Origin of the sequence: Rhodococcus sp. KRD162, assembly GCF_017168335.1 — a bacterium.
In the GTDB taxonomy this organism is placed as follows: Bacteria; Actinomycetota; Actinomycetes; order Mycobacteriales; family Mycobacteriaceae; genus Rhodococcoides.
This window is the reverse complement of record NZ_JABFAU010000016.1, coordinates 241,351-257,032: the sequence shown is the minus strand read 5'-3', so window position 1 is coordinate 257,032 and position 15,682 is coordinate 241,351. Positions and strand designations below refer to the sequence as shown.

15 protein-coding genes are annotated in these 15,682 nt (G+C 64.4%); 7 read left to right on the top strand and 8 right to left on the bottom strand.

Features of this window, described 5'->3' with window-relative positions; translation table 11 throughout:
- Positions 1-55: 55 nt before the first annotated feature.
- Positions 56-2,083 (top strand): MMPL family transporter, encoded by a 2,028-nt coding sequence (locus tag J1M87_RS23385; protein ID WP_206492255.1) that lies wholly within the window; start codon positions 56-58, stop codon positions 2,081-2,083.
- A complete protein-coding gene (locus J1M87_RS23380) occupies positions 2,083-2,712 on the top strand; it encodes a lipocalin family protein (protein ID WP_206492184.1) in 630 nt (209 codons plus the stop codon). Before J1M87_RS23385 ends, J1M87_RS23380 begins: the two co-directional genes overlap by 1 nt.
- A 64-nt stretch (positions 2,713-2,776) precedes the next feature.
- Here J1M87_RS23380 and J1M87_RS23375 read toward each other — a convergent pair whose 3' ends face one another.
- Both J1M87_RS23375 and J1M87_RS23370 read right to left on the bottom strand, forming a co-directional pair.
- On the bottom strand, positions 2,777-3,400 hold the full coding sequence (locus J1M87_RS23375) for an FKBP-type peptidyl-prolyl cis-trans isomerase (protein WP_206492183.1): 624 nt from the start codon (positions 3,398-3,400) through the stop codon (positions 2,777-2,779).
- A 25-nt stretch (positions 3,401-3,425) separates the two neighbouring features.
- On the bottom strand, positions 3,426-4,280 hold the full coding sequence (locus J1M87_RS23370) for an SDR family oxidoreductase (protein WP_206492182.1): 855 nt from the start codon (positions 4,278-4,280) through the stop codon (positions 3,426-3,428).
- A 113-nt stretch (positions 4,281-4,393) separates the two neighbouring features.
- On the opposite strand from J1M87_RS23370, the gene J1M87_RS23365 reads away from it, so the two are divergent.
- Complete coding sequence (locus J1M87_RS23365) at positions 4,394-4,768, top strand: helix-turn-helix domain-containing protein (RefSeq protein WP_206492181.1); 375 nt, start codon at positions 4,394-4,396, stop codon at positions 4,766-4,768.
- Here J1M87_RS23365 and J1M87_RS23360 read toward each other — a convergent pair.
- Positions 4,742-5,131: a VOC family protein gene (locus tag J1M87_RS23360; protein ID WP_206492180.1), complete on the bottom strand. Its 390-nt coding sequence runs from the start codon at positions 5,129-5,131 to the stop codon at positions 4,742-4,744. The two genes, J1M87_RS23365 and J1M87_RS23360, sit on opposite strands and share 27 nt — an antisense overlap.
- A gap of 207 nt (positions 5,132-5,338) precedes the next feature.
- On the opposite strand from J1M87_RS23360, the gene J1M87_RS23355 reads away from it, so the two are divergent.
- Positions 5,339-5,818, top strand: coding sequence for a DUF6764 family protein (locus tag J1M87_RS23355; protein WP_206492179.1), 480 nt, complete (start codon positions 5,339-5,341; stop codon positions 5,816-5,818).
- A gap of 312 nt (positions 5,819-6,130) precedes the next feature.
- On the opposite strand, the gene J1M87_RS23350 is transcribed toward J1M87_RS23355, so the two are convergent.
- From J1M87_RS23350 to J1M87_RS23340, 3 genes are all read right to left on the bottom strand, one after another.
- Positions 6,131-7,150 (bottom strand): hemolysin family protein, encoded by a 1,020-nt coding sequence (locus J1M87_RS23350; RefSeq protein WP_206492178.1) that lies wholly within the window; start codon positions 7,148-7,150, stop codon positions 6,131-6,133.
- Positions 7,147-8,553: a hemolysin family protein gene (locus J1M87_RS23345; protein ID WP_206492177.1), complete on the bottom strand. Its 1,407-nt coding sequence runs from the start codon at positions 8,551-8,553 to the stop codon at positions 7,147-7,149. The genes J1M87_RS23350 and J1M87_RS23345 overlap by 4 nt, the downstream gene beginning before the upstream one ends.
- Before the next feature lie 137 nt (positions 8,554-8,690).
- On the bottom strand, positions 8,691-9,053 hold the full coding sequence (locus J1M87_RS23340) for a universal stress protein (protein WP_206492176.1): 363 nt from the start codon (positions 9,051-9,053) through the stop codon (positions 8,691-8,693).
- Positions 9,054-9,198: 145 nt separating this feature from the next.
- Here J1M87_RS23340 and J1M87_RS23335 point away from each other — a divergent pair, with 145 nt between their 5' ends.
- The 3 genes from J1M87_RS23335 to J1M87_RS23325 are packed head-to-tail and all read left to right on the top strand — an operon-like array spanning position 9,199 to position 12,231.
- Positions 9,199-10,188, top strand: coding sequence for a tripartite tricarboxylate transporter substrate binding protein (locus J1M87_RS23335; RefSeq protein ID WP_206492175.1), 990 nt, complete (start codon positions 9,199-9,201; stop codon positions 10,186-10,188).
- Positions 10,185-10,709: a tripartite tricarboxylate transporter TctB family protein gene (locus J1M87_RS23330; protein WP_206492174.1), complete on the top strand. Its 525-nt coding sequence runs from the start codon at positions 10,185-10,187 to the stop codon at positions 10,707-10,709. The genes J1M87_RS23335 and J1M87_RS23330 overlap by 4 nt, the downstream gene beginning before the upstream one ends.
- A 16-nt stretch (positions 10,710-10,725) precedes the next feature.
- Complete coding sequence (locus tag J1M87_RS23325; RefSeq protein WP_206492173.1) at positions 10,726-12,231, top strand: tripartite tricarboxylate transporter permease; 1,506 nt, start codon at positions 10,726-10,728, stop codon at positions 12,229-12,231.
- A 63-nt stretch (positions 12,232-12,294) separates the two neighbouring features.
- Here the strand turns inward: J1M87_RS23325 and J1M87_RS23320 are convergent, their stop codons facing one another.
- Positions 12,295-13,368: an alkene reductase gene (locus tag J1M87_RS23320; protein WP_206492172.1), complete on the bottom strand. Its 1,074-nt coding sequence runs from the start codon at positions 13,366-13,368 to the stop codon at positions 12,295-12,297.
- A 122-nt stretch (positions 13,369-13,490) separates the two neighbouring features.
- Entirely contained in the window at positions 13,491-15,668 is a 2,178-nt protein-coding gene (locus J1M87_RS23315) for a glutamine synthetase III (protein ID WP_206492171.1), read from the bottom strand.
- Between the last annotated feature and the right edge of the window lie 14 nt (positions 15,669-15,682).

Below are 15,682 nucleotides of genomic sequence, written 5' to 3'. Positions count from 1 at the left end.
GCACCGAAGGTCCTGGGCTATCGCGCTGGCGATCCTCGTCCTTTCCGGTGCCGTGATGGGGCTCGTCGGCAGCAACGATTCCGCGGGCCAGTCGCCGAATTCACTGCCGACCTCCGCCGAGTCGTATCAGGTGGACCAACTGCTGGCCGAGTTTCCGGATTCCGACACCGCGCCCGTGATTCTGGTGCTCAGTCGCCCCGACGGCGCAGACCTGACCCCCGCCGATATCGACGCCGCCACCGCCGCTCAGAACAGGCTGCTCGCCGTCGATCGCTCGGTCCCCGACCAACCCGGCCCTCCCCCGATCGTGGCACCCGACGGAAAGGCCGCTATCGCGATCGTCCAGGTCGATTCGAAGTTGTCGGGCTTCACTCTCGACGACCTGATCACCGACCTGCGGAGCGCAGCAACCGAGAACCTCCCGCCCGATCTGCGCGCTCAGGTCACCGGCGGACCTGCGTTCGGTGCCGACATCGCGAACTCCTTCTCCGGTGCCAACTTCACGCTTCTCGCCGTCACCGCCCTCGTGGTGGCAGTACTACTGATCGTCACCTACCGGTCACCCATCCTGTGGTTGGTTCCGCTGGCCGTCATCGGATTCGCCGACCGATTCGCCACCACTGTCGGCACCGTCCTCGCACAGGCCACCGGACTCTCGTTCGACGGTTCGACCTCGGGCATCACCAGCGTGCTCGTGTTCGGTGCCGGGACGAACTACGCGTTACTGCTGATCTCTCGATACCGCGAGGAACTGCGTCGCGAGTCCGATCACCGGCGTGCCCTGCGGAACGCCGTCCGGCACGCAGGACCTGCCATCGTGGCCAGCAATGCAACCGTCGTGCTCTCGCTGCTGACCTTGTTGTTGGCGATCCTGCCGAGCACACGCAGCCTGGGAGCTCTCGCCGCCGCGGGCCTCGTGGTCGCAGCGGTCTTCGTCCTGTTCGTACTGCCTCCGCTACTGGCCCTGTTCGGCCCGAAGCTGTTCTGGCCGTTCGCGCCCAAGGAGACCGACCGAGACACCACCACCGAGGGCGTCTGGCACTCGGTGGCGGCGGGCGTCGCGAAGCGTCCCGTGGTGACGGCCTCGGTCACCATCGCTGCCCTGTTGGCGTGCTGCGCGGCATTGTTCGGGACCCAGATCGGACTCTCCCAAACCGAGCAGTTCCGAGTGACCGCCGAGTCCGTCGAGGGCTTCGATACTCTCTCGCAACACTTTCCGGCCGGTTCTGCCGACCCGATCACGGTTCTCGCACCCACCGACGAGGTCGACTCGGTGATCGGCATCGTCGAGGGCATCGGCGGAGTCGTCTCGGTCGATCGCGTCGCAGATTCCGACACGGGCCTGACCCGCCTGTCGGTCGTCACCGACGCTGCCCCCGCGTCGGACGCGTCGTTCACCGTGGTCGAGAATCTGCGCTCGGCACTGTCCGATGTGGACGGTGCCCGAGTCGGTGGTAGCGACGCCAAAGCGCTCGACACCACCGATGCCTCTGCTCGCGATCGCCTCGTGGTGATTCCCGCAATCCTCGTGGTGGTGCTGGCGGTCCTGGTACTGCTGCTACGAGCTGTTGTGGCACCGCTGATTCTCGTCGCGACAACGGTGCTGAGCGCAGTGGCCGCGATCGGCATCGGCAGTTGGGTGAGCCTGCACATCTTCGGATTTCCCGCACTCGACGACAACACACCGCTGTTCGCGTTCCTGTTTCTCGTCGCCCTCGGGGTGGACTACACGATCTTCCTGGTCACCCGGACCCGCGAGGAAACACATCTCCACGGCACCAGATCTGCCATCGTGCGGGCCGTATCGGCCACCGGCGGCGTCATCACGAGCGCGGGAATCGTTCTGGCAGCAGTGTTCTGTGTGCTCGGCGTGCTGCCTCTGATCACCCTGACCCAGCTCGGCATCATCGTCGGACTCGGCATTCTGCTCGATACCTTCGTGGTACGAACCGTCGTCATCCCCGCCCTGTTCACCCTCATCGGCCCGCGGATCTGGTGGCCGAACACACTCGATTCCGGCACGACCACAACACCCGGCACGAAATCAACACCCGGCACGACCACAACACAAGGAGCGAATTGATGAAGATCCGTCACGCATTCGGCCGCACCGCACTTGCCGGTGCCGTCCTCGCGGGCGCACTGCTTGCCGCTACCCCCGCGCAAGCGCAACCGGTGGGCCCGTTGGGATCGGTCGGCCTCGAACCGCTCGCCCCGGTCGCGTCGCTGGACATCGACCGCTACCTCGGCACCTGGAACCAGGTTGCTGCAGTACCGCAGCCGTTCAACCTGATCTGTGCGCGCGACACCCAGGCCAACTACCAGTTGATCGACGCGTCGAACATTCGCGTCGAGAACACCTGCACCACCTGGACCGGTCAGGAAAACCGCATCGTCGGTAACGCACGGGTCAATGACACCACCACCAATGCCCAACTGCACGTGAGCTTCCCGGGCGTTCCCACCCAAGAGAGCCTGGACGGTCCGACCAACTACATCGTGGCCTACATCGCCGAGGACTACTCCTGGGCATTTGTCGGAAGCCCGAGCCGCACGTCCGGATTCGTGCTCAAGCGCACGCCCGACGTCAGCGTCGAGCAGTTCCGCGAGATCCGCGGCGTCGTCGAATCGCTGGGTTACGACTCGAACTTCATCACCACCACGCCCACCCCAGGTGGAGCGACCACGATTCAGCAGCTGTCGACGGTGTAGTGCTTGCGGCAGTGGTGCGGCTCCGTTTCCGGATCGGTCGCGCCGCACCACTGCGGCTACGCACTCAGTTCGCGCCGAGGATCGAGATCGCGAAGATCAGGCTGTCGCCCGGTTCGATTCCGGCCTGCGGCTGCCCGCTGGGGTAACCGTCTGCCGAGGTGACCGCGACGGCGACCGTCGAGCCGACGGTCTGTCCGGCGATGGCCTTCTGGAAGCCCGCAACCACGCCGCCGAGCGGGAACTCGACCGGCGCTCCTCGCTCGTAGCTGCTGTCGAACGTCGTGCCGTCGCGTCCGTTCACACCCATGTAGCACACCGATACCGTCGCATCGTCGGCGACGACCGGGCCATCCCCGGCCTGCAGCGTCTCGACCTGCGTCTCGGCGACACTGAATGGCGTCTCGACCGTGACCGCAGGGGCCGTGGTCTCCGTGGGTCCGACGACGGCGATGCTGCCGGTGTCGCCGGCCAGCGTCCACTCGGGTGTTGCCGATGCATCAGGGGCGGCCGTAGGGCACGTGCTGACCGCCGCTGCCTCGGCCGAACCAGCGGTGGAGCTGGAAGCGGTGGTGGACGTGGCAGTTGCCGAGGTGTCGGCGTCCGAACTGCACGCACCGGTGATCAGCGCGAGCGAAGCGGTGGCGGCCAGGAACAGGGTGCGGGTCGTCTTGTGATTCACCGCGCCCACGGTACAAGGAGCGCAGCGATCCCCGTCACAGTGCCGCGCGAAATATCTCGGCGACGGGAGTGGACGCACGCCCGATCAAAGCCTGCAGGTCACCGGAGTCGGTATCGAGCTCACCGCGAGAGATTCCGGCGTCAGCACTGGCGAGCATGGTCGCCACGACGTCCGGCAGGCCTGCGCCCTGGAGTACGGTCGCGTACTCGGCCTCGCCGAGATCCTTGTAGACGACCGGCTTTCCGGAGAGGTCGGCGATGATGGCGGCCAGATCGGCGTAGCTCAGGTGTTCGTCACCGCCGAGCTCGTAGATCTTCCCGCCCTGGTTGCTCGACGTCAGGACCGCAGCGGCCGCTTCTGCGTAGTCGGCTCGCGAGGCCGCGGCAATTGTGCCGCTGCCGGCTGCGCCGAGCAGAACTCCGCCGTCGACGGTCTGGGCGAGCGATCCGAGGTAGTTCTCCCAGTACCACCCGTTACGCAGGAACACCGCGGGAATGCTGGACGCGGTCAGGCGCTGCTCGGTGGCCCTGTGCTCAGGTGCCAGGCTCACTCCCGACGTGTCGGCGGCCAGCAGGCTGGTGTACGCGATCAGGCCCACTCCGGCCGCCTCCGCGGCCTCGATCACGTTGTTGTGCTGCGCAATTCGCTGGCCCACTTCCGATCCCGAGATCAGCAGCACCGTGTCCACTCCCGCGAATGCCGAGGTCAGGGCGGCAGTGTCGCTGTAGTCGGCCACCCGCACGACAAGACCGCGCTCGGCGAGCGGGGCCGCTTTGTCGGCGTTGCGCACGACGGCGACGATATCGGCCGGTGCGACGCCGCGGCGGAGCAGCGAGGCGATGACGAGCCCGCCGAGATTGCCGGTTGCTCCGGTGATTGCTGTGGTCATGAAGATCGCTCCTGAAGTTGAAGTATCAAGCTATATGCATCATGCACTTACTTTTCGTGCAGTGCAACATCGATCAATAGCACTTCCGGATTTGCTTGCGCTAACATGGTCGGATGTCCGAGGCAGCCGAATCTCTCGCAGCATCCGTCTTCGCACGCGAATGCGCGTCCAGGCAGACGCTCCACAACGCGACGAGCCGCTGGGCAGTACTGGTGTTGGCCGCACTCACCGAGGGCGACTACCGATTCAATGCCCTCCGCCGACGCGTCGACGGAGTCAGTGAACGGATGCTCGCGCAAACTCTGCAGACCCTCGAACGCGACGGCCTGACAGTGCGTACCGTGCTCGAAACCATTCCGCCGAAAGTGCAATACAGCCTGACCCCACTCGGTCGCGAGGTCGGATCACGATTGACCGATCTCATCGAACTCATCGAAGGCTCGATGCCGACCGTGCTGGAGTCACGCGCCGAGCACGACGCGCGCTGACGCACCGGGGCTTGTTCCAGGCGGGGTCACCAAGCACCACTCGTTGCCCTCGGGGTCGAGCAATACCTGAAAGGATCCGGCCGCGTCGGAGTGCTTCTGGCCGACCACTGTCGCACCGAGACCGACCGCCCGAACCACCGCGTCGTCGATGTTCGGTACATCGACATCGAGGTGCAGTCGGTTCTTGACGACCTTCCCCTCCGGAACTCGCTGAAATGCCAGGCGGGTGAACCCGGGAACATCCACGAAGGACCACGAGTCGTCGCGTGCTTCCGGTTGCCCGCCGAGCACCCCGGCCCAGAATTGCGCCAGCACCGCCGGTTGCGTGCAGTCGAACACGATTTCGTCGATGCGCCCGATCATGACGCCATCCTAGGGACCGACCACCCCCAATGGTGCGTTATCTTTTCGTTGCTGAACCGAGACCTATTCGAGATGTTCGCGAATCCGCGCCGTCGCTCGCCGAAGCAACACTCGAAACCAGGGAGTCGGGTCCCTGACAGAACTGGCCCAGCCCCCTCGACACGCGGCACACCGGTGCCGACACACCGATCTCGGGAGGCATTCACCATGTTCCACACCAAGAGAATTCTCGGCGGAGCGGCAGCATTCGGATTCGCCTGTACCTTCGCGGCCCTGGTGCCGGGCACGGCGTCCGCAGCTCCGGTCGCGTGCACCACCGCACCGGGAGGCATGGACATCACTGCTCTCGCGGGCGGATCTCAGTGCGACAGCTCGGCCGATGGCGCGAGCGCCGCAGCCGGCGTCGGGCTCGAAGGCTGGGGGTCGGCCGAGGCCATGAACAACGCTGCAGCCCTCGCACTGGGGCTCAATGGCGGTACCGCCGTCAGCAACGGCAGTTTCGGCGGCGCACCCGCAGCAATCGCCTTCGGCCCAGGCGCCCTCGCGCAGAACACCGCGTCCGGTCTCGGCCTGTCGATCGCAGTGGCCGCGCCGGGTTCGACGATCACGCTCACCCCCGAGGGTGCAGTATGCGAGGGCGCAGGCATCGCAGGCAGCTTCACCACCTTGCAGGGCTGCATCGGCTGACGTCCGCCTCCGAAAAGACCGGTAGGCGATGTTGATGCCGCCGAGGGCCGGGTCATCTACAGTTTCAATGACCTACAAGTCTCGGCATGCGAGTCGGCAACGACCCGCTGAACAAGGAGTTCGACGGCAATGATGTCCTACCTGCTCTACGACGTGCTGCTCCCCCAGCTCGGCCACGACGTCGCGTCGTACTGGGCACACCTTCTGGTCATCGCCCCGATCTGATTCGGGTAGAAGACGAGGCACAACGAAGCATCCCCGCTCGGCAGAACAGTCCGGGCGGGGATGCTTCGAGCACGTGCGGTACTCGAGTCAGACGGGTTCGGGCAGAAGCCGCGTCAGCACATCCGAGAGAGTGACGACGCCGATCGTGCGTGAGCTCTCGCCCGCACCGACCGACGCGTCGACCACCAACGCCAGGTGGTGCCTGGTTTCCCGCATCGAGGCCAGCGCCACGTACACCGGGGTGGTGGAATCGAGCGTGTAGGCCGGACGCGTTATCTGCGCCAGATCCTCCGCATCGGTCAACGTATCTCGAACGTGCACAACACCTTTCACCACATCGTCATCGCTGACGAGAATCCTCAGATGTCCACTGATGCGCGAGACCTCCCGCACGTCGTCGATGGACGCCGAGGACGACACCGATGTGGGCGTGCCGCTCTGGGCAACCAGATCCCCGACGGTGAGATCCTGCAACTCCAGCGCACCGGAGATCTGGGCCTGGTAGCTGGCGTCGAGCGCCCCCACATTGACCGAATGCTCGACGAGCTGACGCAGGTCGTCGGCGTTCTGGCCCGAGCCCACCTGATCGGCAGGCTCCACCCCGACCCTGCGCAGGCACCAGTTCGCCATGTTGTTCAACACCGTCAACACCGGACGCGTGAGAAACATGAACCCGCGCATGGGAAGTGCGAGCATCGTGGCCGACTTCTCCGGATGCGCGATGGCCCAGGATTTCGGAGCCATCTCGCCGACGACGAGATGCAAGAAGGTGACGATGATCAACGCGAGGACGAAACCGAGAACATCGGCGAACCAGTACGGAAGGCCGATACTGCCGAACAGAGGCGTGAGCCAGTAGTGCACGGCGGGTTTGGTGGTCGCACCAAGCGCCAACGTGCAGATGGTGATGCCGAGCTGAGAGCCGGCGAGCAGCACGGTCAACTCCGACGAACTACGCAACGCGGCCCGTGCGGCCCGCGAGTTCGGTGCAGCATCTTCGAGGCGGTGCCGCTTGGCCGCGAGCAACGCGAATTCCACTGCGACGAAGAACGCACTCGCCGCAATGAGACCGATGGTGACGGCGAGGAATACCCAGATATTGCTCATCGATGTGCTCCTGCGGCGTCGGTCTCGGCCGAATTCTCGTCGTGCTCGGTTGCTCGCTCGTCGATGGTGAGAGTGAGCAGTGAGGGCACGTGGCTGTCGATCTCCTGCACCTCCACGGTGACGAATCGAACGGGCGTCTCGTCGTCATTGGCGAGATCGGCGTTGTCGGGCGGTAGATCCACTTCGATTCGGGTTCCGACTCCCGCCAGCGAACCGTGGTGCGCGATGACGAAACCGGCGATGGTCTCGTAATCACCCTCGGGCAGATCCACCCCGATCGCGCGTTCGACCTCGTCGATGTGCACCTCGCCCGCCATCGTCCAACTACCGTCGTCGGCGCTGACCGGGCTCGGGTCCGGTACACCGTCGTCGTGCTCGTCGGTGATCTCACCGACCAGTTCCTCGGCCAGATCCTCGATGGTGATGACGCCGGTCAGTCCGCCGTATTCGTCGATGACGCAGGCCAATTGGTTACGGGTGGCCCGCAGTTCGCGCATCGCATCGGGCAGGCTCTGCATCTCGGGCAGAATCAGCGCCTCGCGGGCAAGACCGGAGATCGGCGTCGCATCGGGTTCGGCGGAGTCAAGCACGTCGTGCAGATGCACCACACCCACGATTCCGTCGTCCTCGTCCAGCACCGGGTAACGCGAATGCTCCTGCCCCATCAACGTTTTCACCTCCCCCAGCGTGTCGGTATCGCGCACGGTCGCGGCACGTGAACGCGGGATCATCGCATGTTCGACGTTGCGCGTCGGGAAGTCGAGAATCCGATCGAGGAGTGTCGAGAGCTCCTCCGGGAGGTCACCGGTCTCACGCGAGTCGGACACGATGTGTTCGAGATCGCGGGGACTTGCCGAGTGCTCGACATCGTGTACGGGCTCGATCTTCAGTGCTTTGAGCAGCAGGTTCGAGGACTGGTCGAAGATGGTGATCAACCAGCCGAAGAGTTTGAGATAGATGGTCGTCGACAGTGAGAGCCATCGAGCGACCGGTTCGGGACGAGCGATCGCGAAGTTCTTCGGAAACAGTTCGCCGAACAGCATCTGCACGAACGTCGAGAACGTCAGCGCCAGAACGGCACCGAGTCCCACGCCGACAGCGGTCGGAATTCCGATGCCGCCCAGCATCGTGCCGAACGACTGGCCGATCAGCGGTTCGGCGACGTAGCCGACCAGAAGTCCGGTGACCGTGATGCCCAGCTGGGCACCGGACAGCATGAACGAGGTGCGCTTGGTGACCGTCAATGTACGGGCCGCGACGGCGTCACCGGCTTCGGCACGCGCCTTCAGGCGGGACCGGTCCACGGTCATGTAGGCGAATTCCTGCGCAACGAAGTATCCGGTTGCGACAGTGATGAGAAAAACGACGAGCAGGCCGAGCAAAAGAGTGAGCAGAACGCTCATCCGCCGGACACCGCCTCGCACGTAGTAGCTGTAGTGCGGGGGGCCGTGTCCGGCCCGGGTTTATCGCTGTCCATGATTCCTCGGGGTTGTCTTGGGTGAAGTTTGTCCGATACTACCGGGTCAGCGTCGGTATCGGATCACGGTGCCTTCACGACGAGCACTGGAACCGGGCAATCGAGCAGCACCCGCTGCACCGTGCTCCCCATCAGGAACTTGCCCACCGCGGATCGACGCTTGGAGCCGATGACGACCAAGCTCGCGCCGACGTCTGCAACGAGATCGACCAATGCGCCCGCCGGATCGCCGCCATCGGGCTCGACGCGCAGGGTCGGAGCCGCTCCCGGGAGCACCCGCTGAACCTCGGCCTGCGCCGCGCTACGGTCCTCGGCCGATATCGAATCCCGGTCCACCACGGACAACACGACCAATGAAGCCCGCCGCAGTTCGGCCTCGGCAGCACCGCGGCGCAATGCTTCGTGCCCCTCCGGTGTGTTGCTCATAGCTACTGCCACTGCGCTCGCTACCGACACGGTCTCTCCCGTTGCTCGAATCCACCGAGGTCAACCTCGAGGTTTTTGTGAATTGGACTAATCAGACAGACTGTATCTAACCTGACGCTGTGACACATCACACGAAAGGTCTCTGATGGCGATCTCTCCCACACTCCTACGGACTGTCGGTGCATTGGTGGTGGTGGGAGCGGTGACTGTGGCAGGCATCGACGCCGCCCGCAGTACCAGCGGCTCCGACGCCCGCGCCAAACTGACATTGATAGCACCGGCCGCCGCGGGCGGAGGCTGGGATCTGGTGGCACGCGAATCGCAGCAGGCGCTGCGCAGCGATGGCATCGTCAACAATGCCCAGGTCGTCAACGTTCCCGGAGCCGGTGGCACCATCGGTCTGAGCCAGCTCGAAAACCTCGCAGGTCAGCCGACGACGGTGATGATCACCGGCACCGTGATGCTCGGCGGAATCGCGATCAACAGGTCCGAGACCACTCTCGCCGACACCGTCCCGATCGCCAAGCTCGCCGAGGACTTCGAGGTGTTCGTCGTCCCCCAGGATTCACCGATCCAGAATCTGGACGACATGATCGAGGCCTGGCGGGCCAACCCGGGCGGACTTCCCATCGGCGGCGGCTCACTCGGCGGCATCGACCACATCGTCGCCGGGCAGTTGGCACAGGAAGCCGACATCGACCCTGCCGCAATCAATTACATTGCCTACTCCGGCGGAGGTGAAGTGCTGACGTCTCTGCTCTCCAACACCGTCGGCGTTGCAGTCAGTGGTTTCAACGACTTTCGCGATCAGATCGAGGCAGGCAACGTGCGGGCTCTCGCCGTGGCATCGCCCGAACCGCTCGACGGATTCGATGTGGACACCTTCATCGAACAGGGTTACAACGTCGATCTCGTCAACTGGCGAGGAATCGTTGCGCCACCGGGGATCTCGGACGAGGACCGACAGACCCTCATCGAGATCGTCGGCGAGATGGTCGAGACCGAGCAGTGGGCGACGGCCGTCGAACGCAACCGCTGGAAGGAATCGGTGGTGACCGGAGACGAATTCGGAGAGTTCCTCGACGTCGAGCAGGCACGTATCACCGGAATTCTCGAGGAGTTGGGGCTGGTATGACAACGACGACTACCGAAACGAGCCGATCCTTCTGGACGGGCCGCAGTGGGCTGATCGTCCCCGCTCTGCTCGTCGCGCTCGGCGTGTTCCTGGTCTACGGAACTGTCACCATGGAAGTGCCGGCCACTGCCACTTCACCTGGTCCACAAGTGTTTCCGGCCATCGTCGCCGGTGGCTGCTTCGTCGTCGCAGTCCTGGTCGCCATCCAACTGATGGTCACCCCCGAGGTGATCGACCGTGGAGTCGACGACGACGGAGTACCGCACAGCGGTTCGGTCAGCAACTGGCGCACGCTGTCGATCACCGTCGGATCGGTGGCTGTGTTCATCGCCCTGCTGGACCCGCTCGGCTGGGTCCTGGCCGGCGCAGTGCTCTTCTGGGGTGTGTCGATCGGATTGGGCGGACGCCGGTACGTGTTCGACGCGGCAGTGGCTCTTCTGGTCTCGAGCGCAATTCAGATCGCATTCTCCGCGGGCCTCGGCCTGAACTTGCCCGGCGGCGTCCTCGCCCAGATCTTCTGACGGAGCTGAACTTCTGATGGATTCATTGAGCAACCTTCTCGACGGGTTCGGCACCGCGCTCACTCCGATGAACATCGTCTGGGTGTTCGTCGGCGCACTGCTCGGCACCGCCGTCGGCGTCCTACCGGGCCTCGGATCGGCCATGGCGGTGGCACTGCTGCTGCCCGTCACGTTCACCCTCGACCCCACAGCCGCGCTGATCATGTTCGCCGGAGTGTATTTCGGCGGTCTGTTCGGCGATTCCATCTCCGGAATTCTGATGAACACCCCCGGCAACAGCACCGCCATCGCCGGCACGTTCGAGGGCCATCGAATGGCCAAGAACGGACGGGCTCCACAGGCTTTGGCGACCTCTGCCATCGGCGCATTCATCGGCGGCATCGTTGCAACGACTCTGGTGGTGTTCTTCGCCCCGACTCTTGCATCGCTGGCAACCAATTTCGGACCCGCCGAGTACCTGGCCCTGGCCGTATTCGCCTTCATCGCGACCTCTGCGGTGGTGTCGGACTCCGTGCTCAAAGGTCTGACCGCACTGTTGATCGGTCTCACGCTGGCCGTGATCGGCATCGACGGTCCCTCCGGCGCTTCACGATTCACCTTCGAGGTACCGGCCCTGTTCGACGGCATCCACATCGTCGTCATCACCGTGGCCATGCTCGCACTCGGTGAGGTCATCCACATCGCGTCGAAGATCGGCCGCCCCGAGGATCGGACACTGATCAAATCACAGGGACGACCGTGGTTGAGCAAGGCCGAGTTCCGCGATGCGCTACCCGCATGGTTGCGCGGCACTGCATTCGGTGTGCCGTTCGGTGTGGTTCCCGCGGGCGGTGCCGAAGTGCCGAGCTTCCTGGCGTACGGAACCGAGCGCAGGCTCGATCGCAAGCGGGCGAAGCCCATGTTCGGCAAGGGGGCAATTCGCGGTGTCGCCGGTCCCGAGGCCGCCGGAAACTCCACCGCAGGCACAGCCATGGGTGCCCTGCTGGCTCTGGGTCTGCCGACGTCCGCGACTGCCGCGATCATGTTGGCGGCCTTCCAGCAATACGGCATGCAGCCCGGACCACTGCTGTTCGAGCGCAGCGGCGACATCGTCTGGGCTCTGCTGGCCAGCTTGTTCGTTGCGATGATCGTGCTGCTGATCCTCAACCTGCCGTTCGCACCCTTGTGGGCGCAGCTGCTCAAGATCCCGAAGAACTACCTCTACGCAGGTATCTCGGTCTTCGCTGCGCTCGGGGTCTATGCGTCGAGTGCGTCGATCGTGGACCTGATCTTCATGCTGGGGCTCGGCATCGTCGGATTCATGATGCGCCGCTACGACATTCCGCTGGCACCGGTGTTGATCGCGGTGATCCTCGGCCCACTCGCCGAGGAATCGCTCCGACGCGCGTTGGCAGTCAGTGAGGGCGATCCCACGATTCTGGTCAGTAGCGGCATCACGATCGTGCTCTACGCACTGATGACCATCGCCGTCGTCTTCTCGATCGTCAGTAAGGTGCGCGCCCGCAAAACCGCAGACTTCTAGGTCTGCGGTTCGCAGTTCGTATACCCCGGGCACGCATCGCCGTCCGCGTGCCCGGGGTATACGTCAGTGCTGCAGGGCCGGATAGTCGGTGTACCCCTGGGCACCATCGGTGTAGAAGGTGCTCTGGTCCGGCTCGTTGAGCGGCAGATCCTCGCGCCAGCGGTAGGCGAGATCGGGGTTGGCGATCGCCGGACGGCCGACGACCACAGCGTCGCCGATTCCCTCGTCGAGCAGAGCTCGTGCTTCGTTGCGGCTGGTGATCTCACCGAATCCGCTGTTGACCAGTACCGTGCCGCCGAACGCCCGCCGCAGGTCCTGGACGAGTTCGCCCGCCGGTTCCTTGTGCAGCACACTGAGATACGCAAGACCGAGTGGTGCGATTCGATCCACCAACGCTCGGTAGGTGGCACGCACATCCTCGGAGTCCGTCTCGAGCGCGTCCTGAATGTTGTGCGCCGGAGAGATCCGAATACCCACCCGGCCCGCACCGAGCGCCGCGACCACTGCCTCGACGACCTCGGCGACGAATCGCGCTCGATTCTCCGGCGAGCCGCCGTAGGCATCTTCCCGAATGTTCGATGCAGGCGAGAGGAACTCGTGGAGCAGGTAACCGTTGGCACCATGGATCTCCACGCCGTCCATTCCGGCGGCAACCGCGTTCTTCGACGCCTGCACGAACTCTTCGATCACCGACGGCAGCTCGTCCTCGCGCAATGCTCGCGGGGTGGGGTACGGCTTCTTGCCCTCGTAGGTATGAGTCCGGCCGTCGATCGCGATCGCGCTGGGCCCGACGACCTCGTGGCCGCCGGTCGTCGCCTCGTGAGTGACGCGGCCTGCGTGCATCACCTGAGCGAAGATCACCCCGCCGTCGGCGTGCACTGCGTCGGCGACGGTGCGCCAGCCCTCGATCTGCTCATCGGTCACCAAGCCGGGCTGACCAGGAAAACCCTGACCGGCCCGGCTCGGGTAGGTGCCCTCGCTGACGAGCAGACCCAGAGATGCCCGCTGCCTGTAGTACTCGACCACCAGCGGGCCGGGCACACCGCTTGGCCCGGAACGCATTCGCGTGAGCGGGGCCATCACCAGGCGGTTGTCGAGCTTCAGGTCACCGAGGGTCATCGGGGAAAACAACTTCATGGATCTCTTCTCCTCACGGGCGTGCACAACGTGCGTCACTACGCCGAACCCACGAGAACCATGAAGCTATTCCGCCTCGAGATATTGCTCACGCAACTACACCAGTGGAACGTGGAGCGCACTCACAAGATGTAGAGCATCTCCTGATACGTCGGCAGCGGCCACAGATCGTCGGCCACCATCGCCTCGAGGATGTCCGCAGCGGATCGTACGGCCGCCATCGCAGGCAGCAGTTCTTCCTTCGCATGAGTGGCCTCGGCGAGTGCCTCACCGCCTGGATCGGCCTCGAGCGCGGCCTTCAAGGTGGCCAGCGCGCTTCGCAGCTCGGACAGCGGCTCCGAGACCGCCTGCAGCGCAGACATGTCCGGGTCGATTCCGGCACCGGAGAGTGCACTGACGTTCTGCGCCAACTCGGTCTGGTATCGCACCGCGGCGGGCAGGATGGAGGTCTGCCCCATCTCGAGGGTCAGACGCGCCTCCACGAACACCGTCAGCGCATACTGCTCGAGTCCTACCTCGTAGCGCGAGTGCATCTCTCGGTGGTTGAAGACCTTGTACTTCTCGAACAGTTCCATCGCCGACTCCGAGACGAGTTCCGGGAGCGCGTCGAGCGTCGTCCGCAGGTTCGGCAAGCCGCGTGCCTGCGCCTCGATCTGCCAGTTGTCGGAGTAGCCGTCGCCGTTGAACACCACTGCCCCGTGTTCGGTGATGATCTCCGTCAGCAGGTTCTGCACCGCGGTGTCGAAGTCGGTGCCCTCGGCGACAGCAGTTTCGAGGTTGGTCGCCATGTAATCGAGCGCCTCGGCCATGATCGTGTTGATCGTGACCATGGGGCCGTTGACGGTCTGCATCGAACCGGGTGCGCGGAACTCGAATCTGTTGCCGGTGAACGCAAACGGGCTCGTCCGGTTTCGGTCGCCCGGATCTGTCGGCAACACCGGCAGAGTGTCGGCACCGATCATCATGGTGCCCTTGCCCTTCGAGGACGTGGCTGCGCCCTTGGCGATCTGGTCGAAGACGTCGGCCAGTTGGTCGCCCAGGAAGATCGAGATGATCGCGGGCGGTGCCTCGTTGGCACCGAGTCGGTGATCGTTGGTCGCCGACGCCACCGAGGCGCGCAACAGACCGCCGTACTTGTGCACCGCGCGAATAACGGCGGCGCAGAAGACGAGGAACTGCGCGTTGTCGTGCGGATTGTCGCCGGGCACCAACAGCGATCCCAGCTGGGAGTTTCCGAGCGAGAAGTTGACGTGCTTACCCGAGCCGTTGACGCCTTCGAAGGGCTTCTCGTGGAACAGGCACTCCATGCCGTGCTTCTTGGCGATCGTCTTGAACATCGTCATCAGCAGTTGTTGGTGATCTGCTGCGATGTTGCCGCGCTCGAACATCGGCGCGATCTCGAACTGTCCGGGAGCAACCTCGTTGTGCCGAGTCTTGGCCGGGATTCCCAGCTTGAACAGCTCACGCTCGGTGTCCATCATGAAGCCGAGCACTCGCTCGGGGATGGCACCGAAGTAGTGGTCGTCGAATTCCTGGCCCTTGGGCGGCTTCGAACCGAACAGGGTGCGACCGGCATTGAGCAGATCGGGTCGAGCGAGGAAGAAGTGGCGGTCGACCAGGAAGTACTCCTGCTCCGGCCCGCAGAACGAGACGATGTTCTCGATGTCCTCGTGCCCGAACAGCTTCAGGATCCGCTCGGCGTGAGCGCCCATTGCCTGCTGCGATCGCAACAGCGGCGTCTTGTGGTCGAGCGCTTCGCCGGTCATCGAGACGAACACCGTCGGGATGCACAGGGTGTTCCCGTTCGGGTTCTCTAGCACGTATGCGGGACTGGTGACGTCCCAGCCGGTGTATCCACGGGCCTCGAACGTGTTGCGCAGGCCGCCGTTGGGGAAGCTCGATGCGTCGGGCTCGCCTTGAATCAGCGTTTTGCCTGCGAACTCGGCGAGTGCGCTGCCGTCCCCGACGGGGTCGAAGAAGCTGTCGTGCTTCTCGGCCGTCAACCCGGTGAGGGGGTAGAACACGTGCGCGTAATGCGTCGCGCCCTTCTCGAGCGCCCAGTCCTTCATCGCCGACGCGACCGCGTCGGCGACCATGGGGTCGAGCTTCTTGCCCTTGTCGATCGTCGCCATCACCGACTTGAACACCGATTTGGGCAGACGCTTCTGCATGACGACCTTGCTGAAGACGTTCTCACCGAAGATCTCGCCCGGCTTCTCGTCTCCGACGAAGCTGACCGCAGGCGGTACATAGGCCTCGACGTCTTTGATCGCCTGCAGGCGGACGGCATTTCCACTCATGGCTACCCCTCGAC